The 19,997-nt window shown below is 60.8% G+C and carries 19 protein-coding genes; 9 read left to right on the top strand and 10 right to left on the bottom strand.

Translation table 11 applies throughout. From position 1 onward, the window contains the following. The first annotated feature begins 40 nt into the window (after nt 1–40). On the top strand, nt 41–520 hold the full coding sequence (locus HBO12_RS03740) for a nuclear transport factor 2 family protein (RefSeq protein ID WP_170041484.1): 480 nt from the start codon (nt 41–43) through the stop codon (nt 518–520). Nucleotides 521–527: 7 nt separating this feature from the next. Here the strand turns inward: HBO12_RS03740 and HBO12_RS03745 are convergent, their stop codons facing one another. The 4 genes from HBO12_RS03745 to HBO12_RS03760 all read right to left on the bottom strand — a co-directional run bounded on the left by HBO12_RS03745 (nt 528) and on the right by HBO12_RS03760 (nt 4,754). Then, nucleotides 528–1,685, bottom strand: a complete 1,158-nt coding sequence (locus HBO12_RS03745; protein WP_170041485.1) for a PQQ-dependent sugar dehydrogenase — start codon at nt 1,683–1,685, stop codon at nt 528–530. 19 nt (nt 1,686–1,704) lie between these two features. Next, nucleotides 1,705–2,022: a hypothetical protein gene (locus tag HBO12_RS03750; protein WP_170041486.1), complete on the bottom strand. Its 318-nt coding sequence runs from the start codon at nt 2,020–2,022 to the stop codon at nt 1,705–1,707. Nucleotides 2,023–2,232: 210 nt separating this feature from the next. Then, nucleotides 2,233–3,132, bottom strand: a complete 900-nt coding sequence (lpxO, locus tag HBO12_RS03755) for a lipid A hydroxylase LpxO (RefSeq protein WP_170041487.1) — start codon at nt 3,130–3,132, stop codon at nt 2,233–2,235. Between the two features lie 278 nt (nt 3,133–3,410). Beyond that, nucleotides 3,411–4,754, bottom strand: a complete 1,344-nt coding sequence (locus HBO12_RS03760; RefSeq protein ID WP_169957307.1) for a Wzz/FepE/Etk N-terminal domain-containing protein — start codon at nt 4,752–4,754, stop codon at nt 3,411–3,413. 390 nt (nt 4,755–5,144) lie between these two features. Here HBO12_RS03760 and HBO12_RS03765 point away from each other — a divergent pair, with 390 nt between their 5' ends. Next, complete coding sequence (locus tag HBO12_RS03765; RefSeq protein WP_169957309.1) at nt 5,145–5,543, top strand: TIGR03067 domain-containing protein; 399 nt, start codon at nt 5,145–5,147, stop codon at nt 5,541–5,543. 117 nt (nt 5,544–5,660) lie between these two features. Here the strand turns inward: HBO12_RS03765 and HBO12_RS03770 are convergent, their stop codons facing one another. Beyond that, nucleotides 5,661–6,473, bottom strand: coding sequence for a class I SAM-dependent methyltransferase (locus HBO12_RS03770; RefSeq protein ID WP_170041488.1), 813 nt, complete (start codon nt 6,471–6,473; stop codon nt 5,661–5,663). 467 nt (nt 6,474–6,940) lie between these two features. Between HBO12_RS03770 and HBO12_RS03775 the strand changes: the two genes are divergently transcribed. Continuing rightward, on the top strand, nt 6,941–8,527 hold the full coding sequence (locus HBO12_RS03775) for an ABC-F family ATPase (protein WP_082445592.1): 1,587 nt from the start codon (nt 6,941–6,943) through the stop codon (nt 8,525–8,527). Between the two features lie 177 nt (nt 8,528–8,704). Continuing rightward, nucleotides 8,705–9,877, top strand: a complete 1,173-nt coding sequence (locus HBO12_RS03780; RefSeq protein ID WP_170041489.1) for an MFS transporter — start codon at nt 8,705–8,707, stop codon at nt 9,875–9,877. Here HBO12_RS03780 and HBO12_RS03785 read toward each other — a convergent pair. Both HBO12_RS03785 and HBO12_RS03790 read right to left on the bottom strand, forming a co-directional pair. Beyond that, nucleotides 9,871–10,908, bottom strand: coding sequence for an alpha/beta hydrolase family protein (locus tag HBO12_RS03785; protein ID WP_169952457.1), 1,038 nt, complete (start codon nt 10,906–10,908; stop codon nt 9,871–9,873). The genes HBO12_RS03780 and HBO12_RS03785 overlap by 7 nt on opposite strands. 181 nt (nt 10,909–11,089) lie before the next feature. Further along, nucleotides 11,090–11,701, bottom strand: a complete 612-nt coding sequence (locus HBO12_RS03790) for an FMN-dependent NADH-azoreductase (RefSeq protein ID WP_169952460.1) — start codon at nt 11,699–11,701, stop codon at nt 11,090–11,092. 126 nt (nt 11,702–11,827) lie between these two features. Here HBO12_RS03790 and HBO12_RS03795 point away from each other — a divergent pair, with 126 nt between their 5' ends. Together HBO12_RS03795 and HBO12_RS03800 are read left to right on the top strand one after the other, a co-directional pair. Beyond that, on the top strand, nt 11,828–12,736 hold the full coding sequence (locus tag HBO12_RS03795; protein WP_170041490.1) for a LysR substrate-binding domain-containing protein: 909 nt from the start codon (nt 11,828–11,830) through the stop codon (nt 12,734–12,736). A gap of 11 nt (nt 12,737–12,747) precedes the next feature. Beyond that, on the top strand, nt 12,748–13,098 hold the full coding sequence (locus HBO12_RS03800; protein ID WP_057440098.1) for an MmcQ/YjbR family DNA-binding protein: 351 nt from the start codon (nt 12,748–12,750) through the stop codon (nt 13,096–13,098). Nucleotides 13,099–13,188: 90 nt separating this feature from the next. Here the strand turns inward: HBO12_RS03800 and HBO12_RS03805 are convergent, their stop codons facing one another. Then, complete coding sequence (locus HBO12_RS03805; protein ID WP_169952859.1) at nt 13,189–13,572, bottom strand: DUF1294 domain-containing protein; 384 nt, start codon at nt 13,570–13,572, stop codon at nt 13,189–13,191. Then, nucleotides 13,572–14,402: an undecaprenyl-diphosphate phosphatase gene (locus tag HBO12_RS03810; RefSeq protein WP_169952464.1), complete on the bottom strand. Its 831-nt coding sequence runs from the start codon at nt 14,400–14,402 to the stop codon at nt 13,572–13,574. The genes HBO12_RS03805 and HBO12_RS03810 overlap by 1 nt, the downstream gene beginning before the upstream one ends. A 250-nt stretch (nt 14,403–14,652) precedes the next feature. Here HBO12_RS03810 and HBO12_RS03815 point away from each other — a divergent pair, with 250 nt between their 5' ends. The 3 genes from HBO12_RS03815 (at nt 14,653) to HBO12_RS03825 (ending at nt 17,476) form a co-directional block, all read left to right on the top strand. Then, nucleotides 14,653–16,287, top strand: a complete 1,635-nt coding sequence (locus tag HBO12_RS03815; protein ID WP_170041491.1) for a methyl-accepting chemotaxis protein — start codon at nt 14,653–14,655, stop codon at nt 16,285–16,287. Nucleotides 16,288–16,391: 104 nt separating this feature from the next. Continuing rightward, a complete protein-coding gene (gene pnuC / locus HBO12_RS03820; RefSeq protein WP_169952469.1) occupies nt 16,392–16,955 on the top strand; it encodes a nicotinamide riboside transporter PnuC in 564 nt (187 codons plus the stop codon). Next, on the top strand, nt 16,952–17,476 hold the full coding sequence (locus tag HBO12_RS03825) for an AAA family ATPase (RefSeq protein WP_170041626.1): 525 nt from the start codon (nt 16,952–16,954) through the stop codon (nt 17,474–17,476). Before pnuC ends, HBO12_RS03825 begins: the two co-directional genes overlap by 4 nt. Before the next feature lie 5 nt (nt 17,477–17,481). Here the strand turns inward: HBO12_RS03825 and pvdQ are convergent, their stop codons facing one another. Next, a complete protein-coding gene (gene pvdQ / locus HBO12_RS03830; RefSeq protein ID WP_170041492.1) occupies nt 17,482–19,770 on the bottom strand; it encodes a bifunctional acylase PvdQ in 2,289 nt (762 codons plus the stop codon). Between the last annotated feature and the right edge of the window lie 227 nt (nt 19,771–19,997).

Below are 19,997 nucleotides of genomic sequence, written 5' to 3' on the forward strand. Positions count from 1 at the left end.
TGTCTGGGTTTAACAACTAACGATCCAAAGGAGCAGTCAAATGACCGCCAATGTACACGTGCGTCCGCCCTTACCGCCCTTTACCGAGCAATCGGCCATTGAAAAGATCCGTCTCGCCGAAGACGGCTGGAACTCCCGCGATCCGCAGCGCGTGTCGCTGGCCTACACCCTGGACACAAAGTGGCGCAATCGCGCCGAGTTCGCCCATAACCGCGAGCAGGCCAAGGATTTTCTCACCCGCAAATGGGCCAGGGAACTGGACTACCGCTTGATCAAGGAGCTATGGGCGTTTACCGGCAACCGCATCGCGGTGCGTTATGCCTATGAATGGCACGACGATTCCGGTAACTGGTTCCGCTCCTACGGCAACGAGAATTGGGAGTTTGACCAGGACGGCCTGATGTCCAATCGGCATGCGTGCATCAATGACATGCCGATCAAGGAAAGCGAACGCAAATTCCACTGGCCCCTGGGACGGCGCCCGGATGATCATCCGGGGCTGTCCGAACTGGGGCTGTAGGAGCCGGTCAATCCTGCTTCAAGCCCACCTGATACAACACGCCATCATCCTCATCCGTGAGTACGTACAGGAAGCCATCCGGGCCCTGGCGTACATCGCGGATGCGCGCCTTCAACTCGCCCAGCAGGCGCTCTTCGTGGACCACCTTGTCGCCGTCGAACTGCAGGCGGATCAGCTCCTGGCTGGCCAGGGCGCCGATAAACAGGTTGTGCTGCCAGGCCTTGAAGCGGTCGGCGTCGTAGAACGCCATGCCGCTGATGGCCGGTGACTTTTCCCACACATGATGGGGCCCGACCGTGCCTTCGGCAGTCTTGCCCTTGGCCTCGGGAATCGGCAGCAAGGAATAGTTGATGCCATGGGTCGCCAAGGGCCAGCCGTAGTTCTTGCCACGTTCGATGATATTGATCTCATCACCGCCGCGTGGGCCATGTTCGTTTTCCCAAAGAGTGCCGGTCCACGGGTTCAGCGCAGCGCCCTGGGGGTTGCGCTGGCCATAGGACCAGATTTCCGGCCGCGCTCCTGGCTGGCCGACAAACGGGTTGTCATCCGGTACGCGTCCGTCGGGGTAGATCCGCACTACCTTGCCCTGCAACTTGTCCAGGTCCTGGGCCGTCGGGCGATCATTGTTCTCGCCCAGGGTCACAAACAGGTAGCCATCGCGGTCAAACACCAGGCGCGAGCCAAAATGGTTGCCGGTGGAGAGCTTGGGCTCCTGGCGCAGGATCACCTGGAAGTCCTTGAGGCCGCTCAGGTCGTCACTCAAGCGGCCACGTCCTACCGCCGTGCCGGCCGTACCGCCCTTGCCCCCCCCTTCGGCGTAGGACAGGTAGACCAAGCGGTCCTCCTTGAAATCCGGTGACAACACCACATCCAGCAAACCGCCCTGCCCCTTGGCCCAGACTTGCGGCACGCCACTCAGCGGCGCGGACAATTTGCCATCACTGCTCACAAAACGCAGCGCGCCCGGCCGTTCGGTGACCAAAAAGCCCTGTTTGTCGGGTAAAAACGCCACCGCCCATGGGTGGTCCAGGCCTTTGACAATCGGGGTCGCGGTGATGCTGCCTTGCTCGCTGGGGAACTGCCGGGTCTCGGCGGCCAACGCGGGCAGCGCGCTTGCCAGGGCGCTAGCGCAGCAGGTCGCTAAAAGAGTTGTGCGTAGAAACATACCGTGGGGTTCCTTGCGTTCAGGGCCGGCGATTGCCATTGGCATCTTGCGTCGGGGCTGAAGGTTGGGTGGCGGGACGTGCAGGTGCTGCATCACGTTGCGGATAGCGGTTGCCGATACCGCCATTTTCCAGGGTCGGCGGCCGAGGCACCGGCGCGGTGTAGGTACCGCGGGTGGCGGGCGTATTGGGCTGGGTGCCCTGCATGCTGTTGGGATTGGCCCGTTTGATCGGGCTGTTATACGGGTTGTTGTTGCCGGGCAGGTTCTGCGCCTGCGCCCCGCCACTCAAGGCAAGGCCCAGGGCCAGCACTACAAGGCTGCGCGTACGGCTGTTCATGACAAAACCTCTGTAGGGTGAGGAATACCTGCATTCGATAACACGCTACGCCCTGGGTTCGGATTTGGTAACCAAATACTTTCCATGCAGGTGTAACACGGCTTTTCGAATGCCCCTACGCCAACCGGCAGCGGCTCAGCAAGAAGATAGGGCAGAAACTGGGGACCCAGCCGCCTGAGTAGCCCCTGCCAGTGGCAAGGGGCCTTACTCTCAGATCAATATAAAAATCACTGCCAAACCAGCAAAGATCGCCCACTTCTCCAGGTAATACCGGGTGCGGTTACGCTTTTTCAGCTCCTTGCCGCGCAGGCGGATCTTGTACAGGCGGGTAAAGGCGCGGTTCAAGCCGCCGGTCTTGTCCCCGGCATCATTGGGCGAGCCGGCGGCGGCCATGACATTGCGGCTAAACCAGCGATTGAACGCCGCAGCCCAACGGTATTTCATCGGTCGCTCAATATCGCAGAACAAGATGATGCGGTTTTGCTGGGTGGTGTTTTCGGCGTAGTGAATGTAAGTCTCGTCAAACATCACCGCCTCGCCGTCGCGCCAGTAATAGTTTTCACCGTCCACGTTGATGTAGCAGCCTGGATCGTTGGGTGTATCCAACCCCAGGTGGTAACGATAGGAGCCAGCATAAGGATCGCGATGGCGCACCAATTTCGAGCCTGGAGGCAGTTCGGCAAACATCGCGGCCTTGATCGAACCGATGCTTTGCACAAGCTCCGTAGTACGCGGGCACAGCTTCATGGCCGAGGGATGGCTGTCGCCGTACCACTTGAGGTAGAAGCGTTTCCAGCCCGATTTGAAAAACGAGTTGAAACCCACGTCGTTGTATTGGTCCGAGCGCTTGATCTCACCGGCGCGCATCAGGTTCTGGCCCTCCTCGCGAATCTCCTGCCAGTGCTCCTGGAGCGGGCTCAGGTCGGGGAAATCGCTGGGCGAGAGATACGGGCGGCCGGGCAGTTTGGAGAATAGGTAAAGGAAGCAATTGACCGGGGCGAGGAAGGTCGAGTGGTCGCTTAATTGACGGCCCAGCTTATGTCGCACCCGGCCACGCAGATGGACATACGCGATGGAGACAACGTAGAGAGCAACAATGATGAGTTTCACGGGAATTCGTCACATGTCAGAAGAGTACAGGCTGCTCCTCCAGGCCGGGCCAGGGAGGGAAAATGCAGCACCTGAAATCACAATTCGTTAACAGCCCACGAGTGCCTTGGAGACAGTTCGGATAGTGGCCAATGGCAGTTATTTTAGCCATAGATTGTAACCAAAGGTTAACTAAGAATTGTGAAAAGGTGTCTTCCAACTGTATAGCCGCGCCACCTCGGACGCGGGGTGGCGGGTCTTGCGGGCTGCGACGCAGCCCGGCAAAGGAGCGGCGTGACTCAGCCCAGTGGCTGGTCATCCTTGCGTTCGCGCTTGGTAAAGCGGTCGTCGTCCAGGGGCGAATAGGCCACTGGCTTGCCGCGTGCCAGCACCAGATGGCGAACCAGCGCGATCAATATCCCCAGCAGCAAACCGCCCACCAGGCTCAACGCAACCACCAGGATTTTCTTCGGCTTAACCGGGCTCAGGGGCTCCTGGGCGCGCCGGTCAATGGTCACCAGTTTCAAGGCGCTCATATCGATATTCAGGCTGCGCAGGCGCGCCACTTCAGCGCGCAAGGGCTCGACATCCTGCAGGAAAATATCTTCATTGCCCCGACGCTTCATCACCTCGACCTGGCGATTGACCTCCAGCAACTGCAGTTCCTTGCCGATTTCGGCGACGCGGTTGTTGGTGAAGTCATCACTGGTACGCTGCTGCAGGGCCGTGCGCTCGGCTTCCAGGGCGTCGGTGCCGAGGAAGTACAGGGGAATCTGCTGGTTGTTGACCTCGGTGCGCATCACCTGGCTTGTGCCACTACGCCCGGCATCGGCCATGGACGACGGCGTGGTCGGGTTCTTGATGCCCATGGACTTGGCAATCGAGATGGCCTCGTTCAACTCTGCCAGGCGGTTGGAACGCTGCATTTTCATCTGTAGGCGCAGGGCGCTGAGTTCGTCTTCAAGCTGTGCGCGCTTGAGCTTGTCGCCTTCCAGCAGCTTGGCGATCTTCGATTCCTTGTCGGTTTCATAATTGGCGCGCGCCGCGTCAATCTTGCCCTTGAGCTCGGTAAGGCGGTTGTTGACGATCACCTTGAGATCGGCGCCCACTTGCTCGCGCTCGGCTGCAATGGCGTAGTCGACAAAACCGTTGAGAATCGCGACCCCGTCTATATCGGTGGGGTATTGCAGCTCAAGACGGATATAGCTACTGAGGGAATCTGCTTTCTTCGGGTCGGGCAGGATCAGCTTGATCGAGTTGCGGTTGAACGCTTCGAAACTCTGCTCAAGGCTGCGGCCCGGCTCCTGAAACGCCTGGAACAACGCCGGGTTGGCTTTGAAGAAGCTCAGTCGCGCGTCGTACGAATCCAACTGCGCGCCCACTTTGGCCAGCGCGTCCGCCGGTGGCAACTTGTAGACCTCGGAACGATTGAGTGCGTCCAGTTCATTGATAGCTGCCGGCCTCAGCACGCTGCTGACCTGGTACTCACGGGGAGCGAGCAGCGCGTAGCCAACACCAAGCAGGCCGGCAAAGAAGGTACAGCCGATGACCAGTTTCTTCTGCCGCCAAATCGAGTGAAACAGCTCAAATAAATCAATTTCGTCAGACACCACGGGGGCGTGCACCTGGGGAGTTCTATTCAAAATGGGGACACCCTTCAAAAAGTGGACGCTGGCTGTCCACTACACGATAGATCTGAATAACCAACTGAAAATGCAGGGACAACGCCCTGTATATGGCTCGTACGACACGAGACAACGGTCATCCGACCATTTAGTCACTGAAAAAATCCCTATCGCATGGAGTTTGTTTTCCTTCACAAAAATCAATGTCATCCATGACATTGATCAGCGTAGACGACATATCGAGCAGCATCGTTCTTACGATATGTCAAAATCGCTGCTTGCAAGGGGGAGAACTCAACTACTTGGCTTTTTTGAGACATTTCCTGCAGAAAGCTCCATGCCAGTTTTTAAAAAAATTGGCTGGTAGACAAACCGCCCTGCCCGGCCCATCAATAAAAGGAGCTTTTGATGCCATCACCCATATCGAGCCCAACGCAACTGGATAGACAGGCCCTGCAAGGCACCTGGGAGCAAATTGCCCTGGAAGACAGTGGTGTCATTAATCCACCGGACGAGCACAGTGCACCAGGTGCGCTGACCACGATTGACGGTGATCGATTCCGGGTCGAGACCGTCGACGGCAACGTACTGCTAGAGGGGTGTTTTAGCCTGGACGCCAGCACCACGCCCAAAAGCATCACTTGGATAGATTCCATAGGGGCCGACGCCGGCAAATGCCTGCCGGCCAGCTACACCTTGGATGACAGGCACTTCGTGTTCATCGCAGCGGATGAAGGCATGCCCCGGCCAACGCGTTTCAGTACGACGCCAGGGCAAACCATGCGCACGTTTGTGCGCAGGTCTTGAGCAGGCAGGTTTTTGCGACAGGATTTTCACAAAGTGTTCACCTTTGACGCGTTAGGTTAAACCCAACTCCTCAGATGAATCCCTTGGCCCGCCGCCCCAGCGGGCCTTTTTTTGCCTTCAGGCCGAGCGTTTTACCGCAGTCAGCGTGTAGCACATGGGCAATTGCGCGGCCTGGTTTTCGTACCGGCCGTACAGCTCTTCGCGATTGGAGTGCGGGTATTCCTGCAAATGACTGATCTGCAGCCCTGCCGCGATGGCCGCGCTGACAGTCTCCCCCAGGGTATGCACAAACCAGTAGGACGTGGCGGCGGCACTTTTGCTGGTGCCTTCATAGACGATTGCCTCGTTCTGCACAAAAGGCTCGCGGCGAAAGTAGGAGGTGGCCGGCAGCATCGGGTTGGCCGCTTCGGGGTCGAACACTTCCATGAATGGATGGGTCTCGTAGATCACCAGCGTGCCCCCCTCTTTCAGGGTGCTGGCAACATGCCGCATAAACAGCCCGATATCTGGCATCCAACCCAGCACGCCGATGGTGATCAGGGCGATATCAAACCGCCCCAACACACCCTCGGGCAAATGATGAACATCGGCTTCGATAAATTCAGGTGCATGCGGCGAGCGGCTGGCCAGTTCCACCGCCTGCGCCAGAAACGCATCGGACTGGTCGACCCCGACCACACTGCGGGCACCAAGCCCATACAGCGACAGGCTCTCACGGCCGTTGTTGCAGCCCAGTTGCACGGCGTCCCGACCCTGTATGCCCACCTGCAACAACACTGAGGTCAGGGTGGGATCCAGGCAGCTGAAGTCGGGCTCGCCGACGCCGGCGAGCAGGCCTTGCCAGTGCTCGGTGGTTTTATGGTGTTCGGCGGATTCGTTCCAGGCGGCCTTGTTACTGGCGATCGCCTGTTGAGCAGACAGCGTGTCCATTGCGTCTCCAAACCATTGAGCGTGCGCAACAGGATGGCAATGAGCGCCGTCAAAAAAAGAAGGTGGTTCGCCCCGCACCGACAGCCTCGCCATCCTTGAACCGGTAAAGAGCCATCACTGCAGGGCGAACGGTGGAAACTTAATCCACGGCCATTGGATGTTCAACTGTTATCAACCACAAACCTGACAATCGATACAATTTCGATACAACTCGATGAATTTTGTAGAATTTCCCGCCAGAACAGACCCGCGCCGCACTTCTTGGCGCCGGACAAGACTGCCTGTCATATAACTCGCGCCTCACATATGCGACAATGCGCGCCAAATTCCAACATGCACCCCATATTTTCTGCTCGGCGACTGGGCTTCACGCCTTGATGTCGCTGTTGACGCATGCCCGTTGGCCCGGGCTCCGAATGGGTCCCGGCCCAAATAAGCGCACCCCAAGCTATTGATAGGTAAAGTAATTGATCTCCACAGCTAACATCACCATGCAGTTCGGCGCCAAGCCGCTGTTTGAGAACGTCTCGGTCAAGTTCGGCGCCGGCAACCGTTATGGTTTGATCGGTGCCAACGGTTGCGGCAAGTCGACCTTCATGAAAATCCTCGGTGGCGACCTCGACCCGTCCGGCGGCCAGGTCATGCTGGAACCGAACGTGCGCCTGGGTAAACTGCGCCAGGATCAGTTCGCCTACGAAGAATTCAACGTGATCGACACCGTGATCATGGGTCACGAAGAGCTGTGGAAGGTCAAGGCCGAGCGCGATCGCATCTACTCGCTGCCGGAAATGAGCGAAGAAGACGGCATGGCCGTGGCCGAGCTGGAAACCGAGTTCGCCGAAATGGACGGCTACACCGCCGAATCCCGTGCCGGTGAACTGCTGCTGGGCCTGGGTATCGGCATCGAGCAGCACTTCGGCCCGATGAGCGAAGTGTCCCCAGGCTGGAAGCTGCGCGTACTGCTGGCCCAGGCGCTGTTCTCGGATCCGGAAGTGCTGCTGCTCGACGAACCGACGAACCACCTGGACATCAACACCATCCGCTGGCTGGAAAACGTCCTGACCCAGCGTAACAGCCTGATGATCATCATCTCTCACGACCGTCACTTCCTGAACAGCGTGTGCACCCACATGGCTGACCTGGACTACGGCGAGCTGCGCCTGTTCCCGGGCAACTACGATGAGTACATGACCGTGGCCACCCAGTCCCGCGAGCAGTTGCTGTCGGACAACGCCAAGAAGAAAGCGCAGATCTCCGAACTGCAATCGTTCGTCAGCCGTTTCTCGGCCAACGCCTCGAAAGCCAAGCAGGCCACTTCCCGCGCCAAGGCGATCGACAAGATCCAGCTGGCCGAGGTCAAGCCTTCGAGCCGTGTGAGCCCGTTCATCCGCTTCGAGCAGACCAAGAAGCTGCATCGCCAGGCGGTCATCGTCGAGCGCATGGCCAAGGGCTTTGACGGCAAGACCCTGTTCAAGGACTTCAGCTTCCAGGTTGAAGCGGGCGAGCGCGTGGCGATCATCGGCCCGAACGGTATCGGCAAGACCACCCTGCTGCGCACCCTGGTCAACGAACTGACCCCGGACGCCGGCAGCGTGAAGTGGACCGACGCGGCTGAGCTGGGTTACTACGCCCAGGACCATGCCCACGACTTCGAAGACGACGTCACCTTGTTCGACTGGATGGGCCAGTGGGCCCAGGGCGAACAAGTGATCCGCGGCACCCTCGGCCGCATGCTGTTCTCCAACGACGAGATCCTCAAGTCGGTCAAGGTCATCTCCGGTGGTGAGCAAGGTCGCATGCTGTTCGGCAAGCTGATCCTGCAAAAGCCCAACGTGCTGGTCATGGATGAACCGACCAACCACTTGGACATGGAATCCATCGAGGCGCTGAACCTGGCGCTGGAGAACTACCCGGGCACGCTGATCTTCGTCAGCCACGACCGTGAGTTCGTATCGTCCCTGGCCACTCGCATCATCGAGCTGAGCCCAAGCGGCGTGATCGACTTCAGCGGCACCTATGACGACTACCTGCGTAGCCAGGGCGTGGTGTTTTAAGGGCAGCCAATAGCGGCTGGCTACACGCTGCAAGTAAAAGCCCCGTCAGCAGTGACGGGGCTTTTTGCATTTCCAGGCTCGACCAACGGAGCGTCCAGCCGATGATTGTTAGCCTGCTTCCTTTTCTCCCCAGCCCTTGCCATGATGCGCTCACCGCCCTACCGCGAATGAGCCTCCATGCCTGCCGCCCCCAGCTCCCTGTCGATCACCCTGCAGATCGTCTCCATCGTCTTCTATACCTTTATCGCGTTTATCTGCATCGGCCTGCCGATTGCGGTGATTCCCGGCTACGTCCATGAACAACTGGGCTTCAGTGCGGTAGTGGCGGGCATCACCATCGGTTCGCAGTACCTGGCCACCCTCCTCAGCCGGCCCATGGCCGGGCGCATGTCGGACAACGTCGGCACCAAGCGCGCGATTGTGCTCGGCTTGAGCGGCATCCTGCTCAGCGGCGTCTTGACCCTGCTCGCCACTGCGCTGCAAAGCCTGCCCAATCTAAGCCTGGGAATTCTGATTGTCGGCCGCGTGCTGCTGGGCGTGGCCCAGGGCCTGATCGGTGTCGGCACTATCAGTTGGTGCATGGGCCAGGTCGGCGCCGAACACACCGCCCGCTCGATCTCCTGGAACGGCATCGCGTCCTACGGCGCTATCGCCATTGGTGCGCCGCTGGGTGTGGTGATGGTTGCGCAATATGGCTACAACAGCCTCGGTATCGCGCTGGCGGTGCTGGCCGGGCTGGGCCTGGTGCTGATTCGCAAAAAGCCCTCGGTGCCGGTGGTGCGCGGCGAGCGCCTGCCGTTCTGGGCGGTGTTCGGGCGGATTGCGCCGTTTGGCGCCAGCCTGTGCCTGGCATCCATTGGCTACGGCACCCTGACCACCTTCATTACCCTGTTCTACCTGAGCCGCGGCTGGACCGGCGCCGCCTGGTGCCTGACGGTGTTTGGCATCTGCTTTATCCTCTCGCGCCTGCTGTTTATCTCCAGCATCAACCGCTTTGGCGGGTTTCGCGCAGCGATTGCCTGCATGACCCTGGAAACCCTCGGCCTGGCCCTGCTATGGCTCGCACCCTCTCCCGCCATCGCCCTGGTCGGCGCCGGCCTCACCGGCTTTGGCCTGTCCCTGGTGTACCCGGCATTGGGCGTCGAAGCTATCAAACAGGTGCCCAACAGCAGCCGGGGCGCGGGTCTGAGTGCCTATGCGGTGTTTTTTGACCTGGCGCTGGCGATTGCCGGGCCGTTGATGGGCGCGGTGGCGTTGAACCTGGGCTACTCGTGGATTTTCTTTGGCGCGGCGCTACTGTCCGTCACAGGCCTGGGCCTGACCCTGCTGCTGATGCGCCGGGCCTATTGATCGGCGGTCTGTAGGCCGGCCCGCGAGTGCTGGCCAAGGGTGCGCCCGAAAAAACGCCCGGCCTCGGAAATCAGGTCACGGTGAATGCCCTCGCGGTCCACCCCATCGGCATCCGTACACAGCGCCGGCATCAGCGCCAACTGCTCATCATCGCAAGGGGCCATGAAGATAAAGTGCCCGGCCCCGGCCAACAGCTTGAAATCCGGCGGCTGCGGCAGCTTGCGCGCCAGGGCGGCGGCGTTTTTATCCACGGCTACCAGCTTGTCACCGTCGCCGCTATACAGCAGCACCGGCACATGCACGTCGCCCAGGGTGTGCCGACCAAACATCAGGCTCAGCGGGGCCATGAGCATCAACGCATGGATCCGGGAGTCGGCCTGGGGTTGCAGGTCATCGCGGTCGACCACCAGCTCGCCCTTGGTCGTGCAAGCGTCACGGTCTTCGGGGCGTTCCATGCAATAGCGGCGCAAACGCTCGAAATCCGGCTTGGCCCCGGCCAGGATCAGCGCCGTCTCGCCGCCTGCCGAATAGCCGATCACGCCCACCTGGTCGACATTGACGAACGGCGACAGCATTGGGTCGCCCAAGGTGGCGCTAATCGCTGCCGAAATCTGGATCGGGCGGCCATACAGGTTGCTCAAGGTGCCCAGGCGGCTGTGGTCCTTGTAGTTGTCGCCAGGATGCAGCACCGCCACCACCACAAACCCCTTGCGCGCCAGCGACGTCGCCAAATCGTGCAAGGCCAGGGGCGTGCCGGTGTTGCCATGGGACAACATCAACAGCGGGAAGCGGCCAATGGCGACCTTGGCATCCTCGGTGGCGGCGACGCGATAGGCGCCCACCTGGCTGATATGTTCGCGGCCGGTGGACGGATAAAAGGCGATGGCTTTCATCGGCTGCGAATCCAGCGGGTCGAGAAAGCTCATGCGGTGATAGCCCACGCTCCAATGGGGGTGCGGGGCCACGGCGGCGTGCACTGGAACGAGGCCGCCGAACAGGGAAACCAGCAAGACTGCACAAAGACGCATCATGGGGATGTCCACCTGTGCTGCGTGACGCCTGCGAGTGGGCGGTATGGCCCTGTGTTGCATAACCTGCGCCAGATTCGCCCACCCAAAACAAAAAACTCCGTAATCCGCTGGTTTTCAGGCCAGCAGAATACAGAGTTTAGGCGCCTCGAATCAGATTGATAGCGAGCCGCGGTGAAATCTCCTACGCAGCGACGAACAGTTGCTCGCTGATCTGCGCATTGGCGTCGTTCAGCGCCTTGCTGCGTGCTTCGTCACCATAGGCCAGGCCGTGGGCACGTACGAACTCAACGTCGGTAATGCCGAAGAAGCCCAGCAGCACCTTCAAGTAGTCCTCGTGCGCCACACCGGTCGGCTGACCCACATGCAGGCCACCGGCGGTGGAGACCACGATGACTTTCTTGTTGCCGCACAGGCCTTGGGGGCCGGCTTCGGTGTAGCGGAACGTCTGGCCGGCAACAGCAATGCGGTCAATCCAGGCCTTGAGTTGGGTGGGGATGGTGAAGTTGTACATCGGCGCGGCGATGACCACCGCGTCGGCCGCCAGGAACTCGGCCAGGGTCGAGGCGCTCAGGTCGGCTTCGTGCTTCTGCACCGCATCACGCAGTTCGGCAGCGGTGCCCAGGGCGCCCAGGGTGATCCCGGAAAAATGGTTGATCCCTTCGCTGGCCAAGTCGCGGTAGGTGACTTCCACACCCGGCTCGGCCGCTTGCCAGGCCTTGACCACTTCGCGGCTCAACTGACGGGATACCGAGTTGTCGCCGAGGATGCTGGAATCGATATGCAAGAGTTTCATGTGGGATCTCCAAGTGAGGACCGCCACCGGGCGATCTGATGGAGAGAATCCTACAGATCAATCCAATAGCCGATTAGCCGGTTAAAATGCGATAGTTCGTCCCACTGACAGGACAATAGGCCCAACATGCAAGACCTCAATGACCTCTACTATTTCGCCAAGGTGGTGGAAGCCGGTGGCTTCGCGGCCGCTGGCCGGCTGCTGGGGATCCCCAAGTCGCGGCTGTCACGGCGCATTGCCGAACTGGAGGAACGCCTCGGCGCCCGCCTGTTGCAGCGCACCACCCGGCAACTGACCCTGACCGCCGTCGGCGAACGCTACCTGGGGCATTGCCAGGCGATGCTGCTGGAAGCGGAAATGGCCGACGAAGCCGTGGCCAACATGTCCAGCGAGCCCCGTGGCCGCCTGCGCGTCAGTTGCCCGGTGGGCCTGGCCCACGAAATCCTGCCGACGGTGGTGGCGCAATTTCTCGCAGCCCACCCGCTGGTGCAATTGGAGATGATGCTGATCAATCGCCGCGTCGACCTGGTAGCCGAGGGCGTGGACGTGGCCCTGCGCGTGCGCGAACTGGGGGACGAAGACCCGCTGCTGGTGACCCGCCGCCTGCGTCAGGCGCAGACGGCCATGGTCGCCAGCCCCGAGTTTGTACGTGGCCATCAGATCAACACCCCGGCCGACCTCAAGCACCTGCCGGTATTGGGCGCCCTGGAAGCCGACCGCATGGTCCACCTGCGCATGCTCGACCCTGCCGGCAATGCCACCGACCTGGCCATGGAGGCACGCCTGGGCATCGACGACTTCCTGGTGCGCAAGGCCAGCGCCCTCGCCGGCCTGGGTTTCACCGTGCTGCCGATGATGTACTGCGAGCAGGAGTTGGAAACCGGCCAGCTGGTGCAATTGCTACCCGAATGGTCACTGCCTGGCGGCTGGCTGCAAGCGGTGTACCCGCACCGACGCGGCGTATCCCCAGCGGTGCGCGCCTGGATCGACTTTTTGGCCCACGCCTTCAACAATTGCGGAGATCGCCTGCTATGAACACCCGGATCATGACCGAAGACGACGTCGCCCAGTTCTGCCTGGGCCTGCCCGGTGCGCGCGAGGATTACAAATGGGGTGGAGTGCGGGTGTTCTCGATTGCCGGCAACAAGATGTTCGCGTTGCAGAACCTGCGGGGTGACTCCCTGGCGTTCAAGGTCGACAAGGAGCTGTTCCTCGGCCACGTGGACCGCCCGGGCATCCACCCGGCGCCGTACCTGGCACGCGCGCAGTGGATCATCATGCAACTGCCCTACCCGCTGGGCGGCGAGGAGTTGCGCGGTTTGCTGCAGCGCTCCCACCAGTTGGTGGTGAGCAAACTGCCCAAGCGTACGCAGATCGGCCTGAGGCTGGACGAGTAAGCCAGTCCAGGTCGTCTTGCACACAACTTGATCATCGAGACATGCACATACCCCTGTGGGAGCGCAGCTTCGCTCCCAAGCCCCACACAGCTAGAAGACCGCCAGCAGCGTGCCACCCAGAAACAACTGATCGATCCAGAACACCTGGTGCAGCACCACGATCAACCAGAACACCACCTGATACGACACCTTGCGCGTCTTGTGGCGAAACACCTGCTGTGCGACCAACGCACCGGGCCAACCACCGGCCAGCTCCATCGCGTGCAGAATCTTTTCCGGGGTGCGCCAGCTGTCGCTCTGGGCCTTGCGCTTGTCGCTCCAGTACAAGCAAAACGTCACCACACTGACCAGCCCATAGGCCGCCAGCGGGATCAGCGACACCCCGCGATACGCCAGCAGTGCCGCGCCAAACAACGGCACGGCACACAACAGCACAAACACCAGGGCCTTGAAGCGCGGATGCTGGATGGTCATCACGCCTTGGCCGCCGCCCAGTCAATCCAGCCGAACTGCCAGGTGGCCAGGATCAGCAAGCCGAACGCAATGCGGTACCAGGCAAACACTGCGTAGCTGTGGCTGGCGATGAACTTGAGCAGACCGCGCACCGCAATCATCGCGAAGATGAACGAGACCACAAAGCCGAGGGCGAACACCGGCAGGTCCGCAGGCTGGAACAGCTCACGGTACTTGTAGCCCGAATACACCGCCGCGCCGACCATGGTTGGCATTGCCAGGAAGAACGAGAACTCGGTCGCCGTCTTGCGCGACAGGCCGAACAGCAGGCCACCGATGATGGTCGAACCGGAACGCGACGTGCCCGGAATCATCGCCAGGCACTGGGCAAAGCCGACTTTCAAGGCGTCTTTCCAGGTGATGTCATCGACGGTTTCGGCATGGATGACATGCTCGCGGCGCTCGGCCCACAACATGATCACCCCACCGATCACCAGCGCAGTGGCCACGGTGATCGGGTTGAACAGGTATTCGTGGATCAGGTCGGCAAAAATCACCCCCAGCACCACCGCCGGCAGGAAGGCGATCAGCAGGTTGATGGTAAAGCGCTGGGCGTTGCGCTGGGTCGGCAGGCCGGTCACCACGTCAAGGATCTTGCGCCGGAACTCCCAGACCACCGCCAGGATGGCGCCCAGTTGAATGATGATGTTGAACGCCATGGCGCGTTCGCCACCGAAGTCGAGCAAATCGGCGACGATAATCTGGTGCCCGGTACTGGAGATCGGCAAGAACTCCGTCAGCCCTTCGACAATGCCAAGTATCAGTGCCTGAAAGGCGGTCCAAAGATCCATTATTCCCCCAAAAGGTCATGCGACGGCATGCCTCGTTGATATTTTCTAGGTGTTCACTAACGATGAGCACGCTGCAAGGCCGCGCGCAGGATCAAGGCTGAACTGCAAAAATTCTGTGAAAAATCAGGCAGCACTCAGGTTTTTTGATTCCGGGCCGAAAGCCTATCAGACAAGCCCGGATTTCGCTTCGCGTTATCACTGGCTGATCAACGCAGCACTGAAAATTATAAGAACGCGGAGTGACAAGACTATGAATAGTTTGCGCAATATGTCGATCAGCCGGCGCCTCTGGATGATCCTGATAGTCGCCGTGTTGATGTTGCTGACCCTGGGTTTGCTGATGCTCAAGCAGATCCACGACGACCTCTACCAGGCCAAGAGCCAGCAGACCCAGCATGTGGTACAGACCGCCAGCGGGATTCTGAATTTTTATCACAGCCTCGAAACCACCGGCGTACTGACCCGCGAAGCCGCGCAGAAGCAAGCCCTGAGCGTGGTGCGCGGGCTGCGCTATGACCAGGATGACTATTTCTGGATCAATGACCTGACGCCGGTGATGATCATGCACCCGGCCAACCCCAAGCTTGACGGCCAGAACCTCTCGGCCATCCGTGATCCGGACGGTTTTGCGGTGTTCAACGAATTCGTCACCCTGGCCAAGGCCAAGGGCGCCGGCATGGTCGATTACCGTTGGCCGAAACCTGGCGCGGCTGAGCCCGTGGCCAAGACCTCTTATATCCAGTTGTTCGAACCCTGGGGCTGGATCATCGGCTCCGGCGTCTATGTAGATGATGTGCAGGCACAGTTCCGTGGCCAGGTGTGGGAAGCCTCGCTGATCGGCCTGGGCATTGCGCTGATCATGGCCCTGCTGGTGGTGCTGATTGCCCGCAGCATCGTGCGCCCGCTGCAAGAAGCGGTGCATGCCATGGCCAACATCGCCAGCGGCGAAAGCGACCTGACCCGCAGCCTTGACACCCATGGCCAGGACGAGGTCACGCAACTGTCGCGGCACTTCAACACCTTCACTGCCAAGCTGCGCCAGGTGGTCAGCCAGTTGCAGGTGTGCGCCAATGCCCTGGGCCAGTCGTCCGCCGAACTGGGCAGCAACGCCAGCCAGGCCCATGACCGCAGCCAGCAGCAGTCCCAGCAGATGGAGTTGGTGGCCACCGCTATTAACGAAGTGACTTACGGCGTGCAGGACGTGGCCAAGAATGCCGAACACGCCGCCAGCGAAATGCGCGATGCCCAGACCCAGGCCGAACAGGGCCAGGTCAATATCGACGGCAGCCTGCAACAGATCGACGCGCTGTCCGGCACCATCAGCCAGGCGGTGGAAGTGATCCGCACCCTGTCCACCGAAAGCACGCAGATTGGCGGGGTGCTGGAGGTGATTCGCTCGATTGCCGACCAGACCAACCTGCTGGCCCTCAACGCCGCCATCGAAGCCGCCCGCGCTGGCGAACAGGGCCGTGGTTTTGCCGTGGTTGCCGATGAGGTGCGCCTGCTGGCCCAGCGTACGCAAAAGTCCACCGCCGAAATCCAGAGCATGATCGAACGCCTGCAAGGGCATTCCGAAGCGGCAGTCAAGGTGATCAGCGACAGCCACCAGGCCTCGCAATTGACCATCGAACAAGCCGGCCAGGCGGGCGCCAGCCTGAATGCCATCGGCCAGGCCCTGCGCAACCTCAACGGCCTCAACGCCTCGATTGCCAGCGCAACCCTGCAACAGGCCCATGTGGTGGAAGACATCAACCAGAACGTGACCCAGGCTGCCGGCCTGTCCCACAGCACTGCGCTGGCAGCCCAGCAGTCGAGTGTGGCCAGCGTGCACCTGAAGGACTTGAGCGAAGAGCTCAACGGCCTGCTGCGCCAGTTCAAGGTCTAACGCCCACTGTGTAGGGGCTGGCTTGCCAGCGCCTACAGGGGTTCTGCATTTGCCTGGGAGGTTGGGTACAATCGCCCTCCTCTTCGACTCTTCCAAGGAATCCCATGTCCGGGCTTGAACTGTTTGCCGCCGCGCTGGGGGTGATTGCCGTCTGGCTGACGGTCAAGCAGAACCCATGGTGCTGGCCGATCGGCCTGGTCATGGTGCTGCTGTACACCTGGGTGTTCTTCGAAGTGAAGCTGTATTCGGACATGCTGCTGCAAGTGGTCTACGCCGGCCTGCAAGTCTACGGTTGGTGGCAGTGGACCCGCGCCGGCGAGGTCAAGCAAGGGCGCCAGGTCACCCGTCTTGGCGGCCAGGCCATCCTCCTGAGCCTGACCATTGGCGCCGTGGGCAGCCTGTTGCTGGGCGCCGCCATGGCCCACTGGACCGATGCCGCGCAACCGTGGCTGGATGCCGCCCTGACCGGTTTCAGCCTGGTGGCGCAGATGTGGATGGCGCAAAAACGCGTGCAATGCTGGGCGCTGTGGATTGTGGTCGATGTGATTTTTGTCGGTCTGTTTGTCTACAAAGGGCTGTACCTGACAGCCGCGCTCTACGCCTTGTTCACCGTGATTGCCGTGCAAGGCTGGCGCGAATGGCGCGCCGACCCGGCGTTGCGCACATGAAGGTGCTGGTGATGGCAGGCCCCGAGTCCAGCGGTAAGAGCTGGCTGGCCGAGCAGCTGCAAGCGCATTTCGGCGCGGTGCTGGTGGGCGAATATGTGCGCTATTTCATCGACCATTACCAGCGTGACACGACCCTGGCCGACATCCCGGACATCGCCCGTGGCCAACTGGCCTGGGAAGATGCCGGCCGCGCCCGGCAGCCGCAACTGTTGATCCTCGACACCCACTTGCTGACCAACAAGCTCTGGAGCCTGACCCTGTTTGGCGATGCCCCGGCATGGCTCGATGAGGCGCTGCTGGCCCGCCACTACGACCTGCACCTGCTGCTGTCGCCCGAAGGCATTGGCTGGACCGCCGATGGCCAGCGCTGCCAGCCAGACCTGGCAGACCGCCAGGCCTTCTTCCAGGCCAGCCGCGACTGGCTGGAGCAGCATCACCAGCCCTTCAAGGTGATTGGCGGGGATTGGCAGGCGCGGCATGACCAGGCCTTTGCCGCCGTGACGCGCCTGCTCGCCGACTAAATCCCCTACTCGTGGATCACCTGCCGTTGATACTGCGGATCAGCCTTGATCTGCTGCTCGGTAAACGGCAACGGGCTGAGTTTTTTCGCGGAAAACGCCTGGGTCTGGTCCTTGAAGTGAGGCGACGCCGGATCGCTGGACAGCGAGAACGCCAACACGCCTTCGGCCTTGGGCCCCTGGTCGTCGAAAGTGACGATCTGCAAGTAACTACTGCCGCTGACCACCTCGCGCTTGCCATCTGCCCTCGGCACGCTTTGCATGGCGTTGTAGATGCCCAGCTCCTGCGGCCCGCCATGCATCGGCGTGCTGCCCGAGACCTGGATATCGCCCCAGCGCGCGCCCTCCTGCAAGCCCGACTCGCTCACTTGGGCGATTGACGCCAGCATCGCCTCACGCAATGCCTTGGTCACCTGCGGCTGTTCGATGAGCAAGCCGCGTGGGGTGGTTTGCGCGTGATCCGGGTCGAACGCAACGCGCCACACATCCGGCACTTGCTGCATGTGCTCCATGACCTGGATGAAATGCACCAGGCCCAGGCCGCTGTCGAGGTTGGCTTTCTGGTCCCAGTCCTTGAGGCGGGTGCACAGGGGTTTCAGGGTTTCATCCGTCTGTTGCGCGCAGAACTTGAGCAAATCCGGCATCACCTGGCCGGCCAGGTACACCTGGTTGTCCAGCACCATATGTTGCAGGTCAGCGATGGTGATCGGCTGTTTGCCCAGGTCCTGCAAGCGCTGCAAGGCAAAACGCGAACGGGCGCCCAGGGCTATGTGATCCTGGCTGATCACCGGTGAGAAGCCGGCCAGCGGCGCCTTGGGGTTGGCCATCCAGGCCGAATCATTGGAGTGCTGTACGTAATCCCGGCGTTCCAGCTGCGGCAGTTGATCAGCGGCGAAGATCCCCGGCTGCGCCGCGCGCGGGTCGATATCCCAGGCGCAGGCACTGTGGGCACCGTCGAGCATGATCATCTGCAGGCCTGCACGCGGGTCGCTGCATTGCTCGAGTTTTTTTGCACTGACGTTCGGCACCACCGACAGGTTCATGTACAGGCTCTGCCCCTGATCGTCCGCTGCCAGGGTATTGACCCAGGGAATGCCTTGCAGGCGGTGTACCGAGGCTTGCAAGTCCTTGAGGCTGCGGGCCTGGTTCATCGCGTACCACTGTTGCAGTACGCGGTCATTACCCAGGTTGGCATCACGCAGGCTGAAAGCGTATTGCCCGTTCCAGTCGAGCTTGCCCGGCCATTGCACCACCGGCCCGAACTGCGAACTGTAGACCGTTTGGGTGTGGGGCTCGGCGCCCTTGACCTGCACGGTCACCTGGGTTTTCTGCAGGGGGATCGACTTGCCGTCAAGCAAGTAGCGGGTTGGGTCCTTCGGGTCCAGGGTCAGGCGATACAGGGTGAAATGTTTGGATGTGTCCACCGTATGGGTCCAGGCCACATGCTGGTTGAAGCCGATATTGACCACCGGCAGGCCCGGCAAGGCGGCGCCCATTACATCCAACTGGCCAGGGATGGTCAGGTGCATCTGATAAAAGCGCATGCCGCCGATCCATGGAAAGTGCGGATTGGCCAATAACATGCCGCGCCCATTGAACGAGCGCTCGCTGCCCACCGCCACGGCGTTGCTGCCGCGATCCAGGGCAAAACGCTGCTGCTTCAAGGTGGCGACCTCAAACGCTCGCACATTGCCCTGCACCGCCACGCCTGGCTGGGGCGGTGTCGCCCCCGCCAAGGCCTCGGCAAATTGCCCCACCCCACCTTCCACCAACAACCTGCGGGTCAGCTTGACCAGGTCATTGGTAGTGATTGGCCGCACCCAGGCGCCCTGGCACTGCATCGGCCGGTCCTTTGTCCCGCGTTCTTGCAGGTAACGGTTGTACCCCGCCACATAACCTGCAAGACGCTGCTGCATCTGCGGGGTCTGAGCCTTCCAGAATGCCGTCACTGCTTCGGGCGTATTGAGCCAAGTAAAAAACACATCGCTGGTCAGGTTGTTGCGCTCTTCCAGGGTCGCCTGCTCGGCACCGAAGTAGCGAGCGCGCTGGCCATTGACCGTCACCACTTCGTTGGCCAACAGGCACAGGTTGTCCTGCGCGTAGGCATAGCCGATGCCATACCCCAGGCCTCGTTCATCGTTGGCGCGGATATGCGGGATACCAAACCCGGTGCGGCGGATATCGGCGCTCAGCGCCCCCGCCTGCACGTCGCTCACCTGGCGGGCCGTCGCACACAGGCTCACCCCCAGCAACACACCCGCCACGCAAACCCTGGACAACCCGTTGGAAATAATCACGCAGACCCCATCATCAAGCCAAATTGAACGCCCAAGGCGGGGCCGACTCGCCAATGCCAGCCCATGGATAGAGACGTAGAAATCCGCAGAAATTTAGGCCGCGCGCGGCTTATTTACCGGCGCCAGGAATGTGACAGACGTGATACTGACAAAATTTATACAGGTTGGACTTCATGATTTGCGCGGCTCATACGTCTTATTAACTAAGAGCACCATCATTTTCCTGA

This window comes from Pseudomonas sp. WS 5059, assembly GCF_012985525.1.
In the GTDB taxonomy this organism is placed as follows: Bacteria; Pseudomonadota; Gammaproteobacteria; order Pseudomonadales; family Pseudomonadaceae; genus Aquipseudomonas.

Coding starts and splice junctions, on each gene's coding strand:
- HBO12_RS03740 (WP_170041484.1), top strand. CDS start 41: ATGACCGCCAATGTACACGTGCGTCCGCCCTTACCGCCCTTTACCGAG.
- HBO12_RS03745 (WP_170041485.1), bottom strand. CDS start 1,685: ATGTTTCTACGCACAACTCTTTTAGCGACCTGCTGCGCTAGCGCCCTG.
- HBO12_RS03750 (WP_170041486.1), bottom strand. CDS start 2,022: ATGAACAGCCGTACGCGCAGCCTTGTAGTGCTGGCCCTGGGCCTTGCC.
- HBO12_RS03765 (WP_169957309.1), top strand. CDS start 5,145: ATGCCATCACCCATATCGAGCCCAACGCAACTGGATAGACAGGCCCTG.
- HBO12_RS03770 (WP_170041488.1), bottom strand. CDS start 6,473: ATGGACACGCTGTCTGCTCAACAGGCGATCGCCAGTAACAAGGCCGCC.
- HBO12_RS03780 (WP_170041489.1), top strand. CDS start 8,705: ATGCCTGCCGCCCCCAGCTCCCTGTCGATCACCCTGCAGATCGTCTCC.
- HBO12_RS03785 (WP_169952457.1), bottom strand. CDS start 10,908: ATGATGCGTCTTTGTGCAGTCTTGCTGGTTTCCCTGTTCGGCGGCCTC.
- HBO12_RS03790 (WP_169952460.1), bottom strand. CDS start 11,701: ATGAAACTCTTGCATATCGATTCCAGCATCCTCGGCGACAACTCGGTA.
- HBO12_RS03795 (WP_170041490.1), top strand. CDS start 11,828: ATGCAAGACCTCAATGACCTCTACTATTTCGCCAAGGTGGTGGAAGCC.
- HBO12_RS03800 (WP_057440098.1), top strand. CDS start 12,748: ATGACCGAAGACGACGTCGCCCAGTTCTGCCTGGGCCTGCCCGGTGCG.
- HBO12_RS03805 (WP_169952859.1), bottom strand. CDS start 13,572: ATGACCATCCAGCATCCGCGCTTCAAGGCCCTGGTGTTTGTGCTGTTG.
- HBO12_RS03810 (WP_169952464.1), bottom strand. CDS start 14,402: ATGGATCTTTGGACCGCCTTTCAGGCACTGATACTTGGCATTGTCGAA.
- HBO12_RS03815 (WP_170041491.1), top strand. CDS start 14,653: ATGAATAGTTTGCGCAATATGTCGATCAGCCGGCGCCTCTGGATGATC.
- pnuC (WP_169952469.1), top strand. CDS start 16,392: ATGTCCGGGCTTGAACTGTTTGCCGCCGCGCTGGGGGTGATTGCCGTC.
- HBO12_RS03825 (WP_170041626.1), top strand. CDS start 16,952: ATGAAGGTGCTGGTGATGGCAGGCCCCGAGTCCAGCGGTAAGAGCTGG.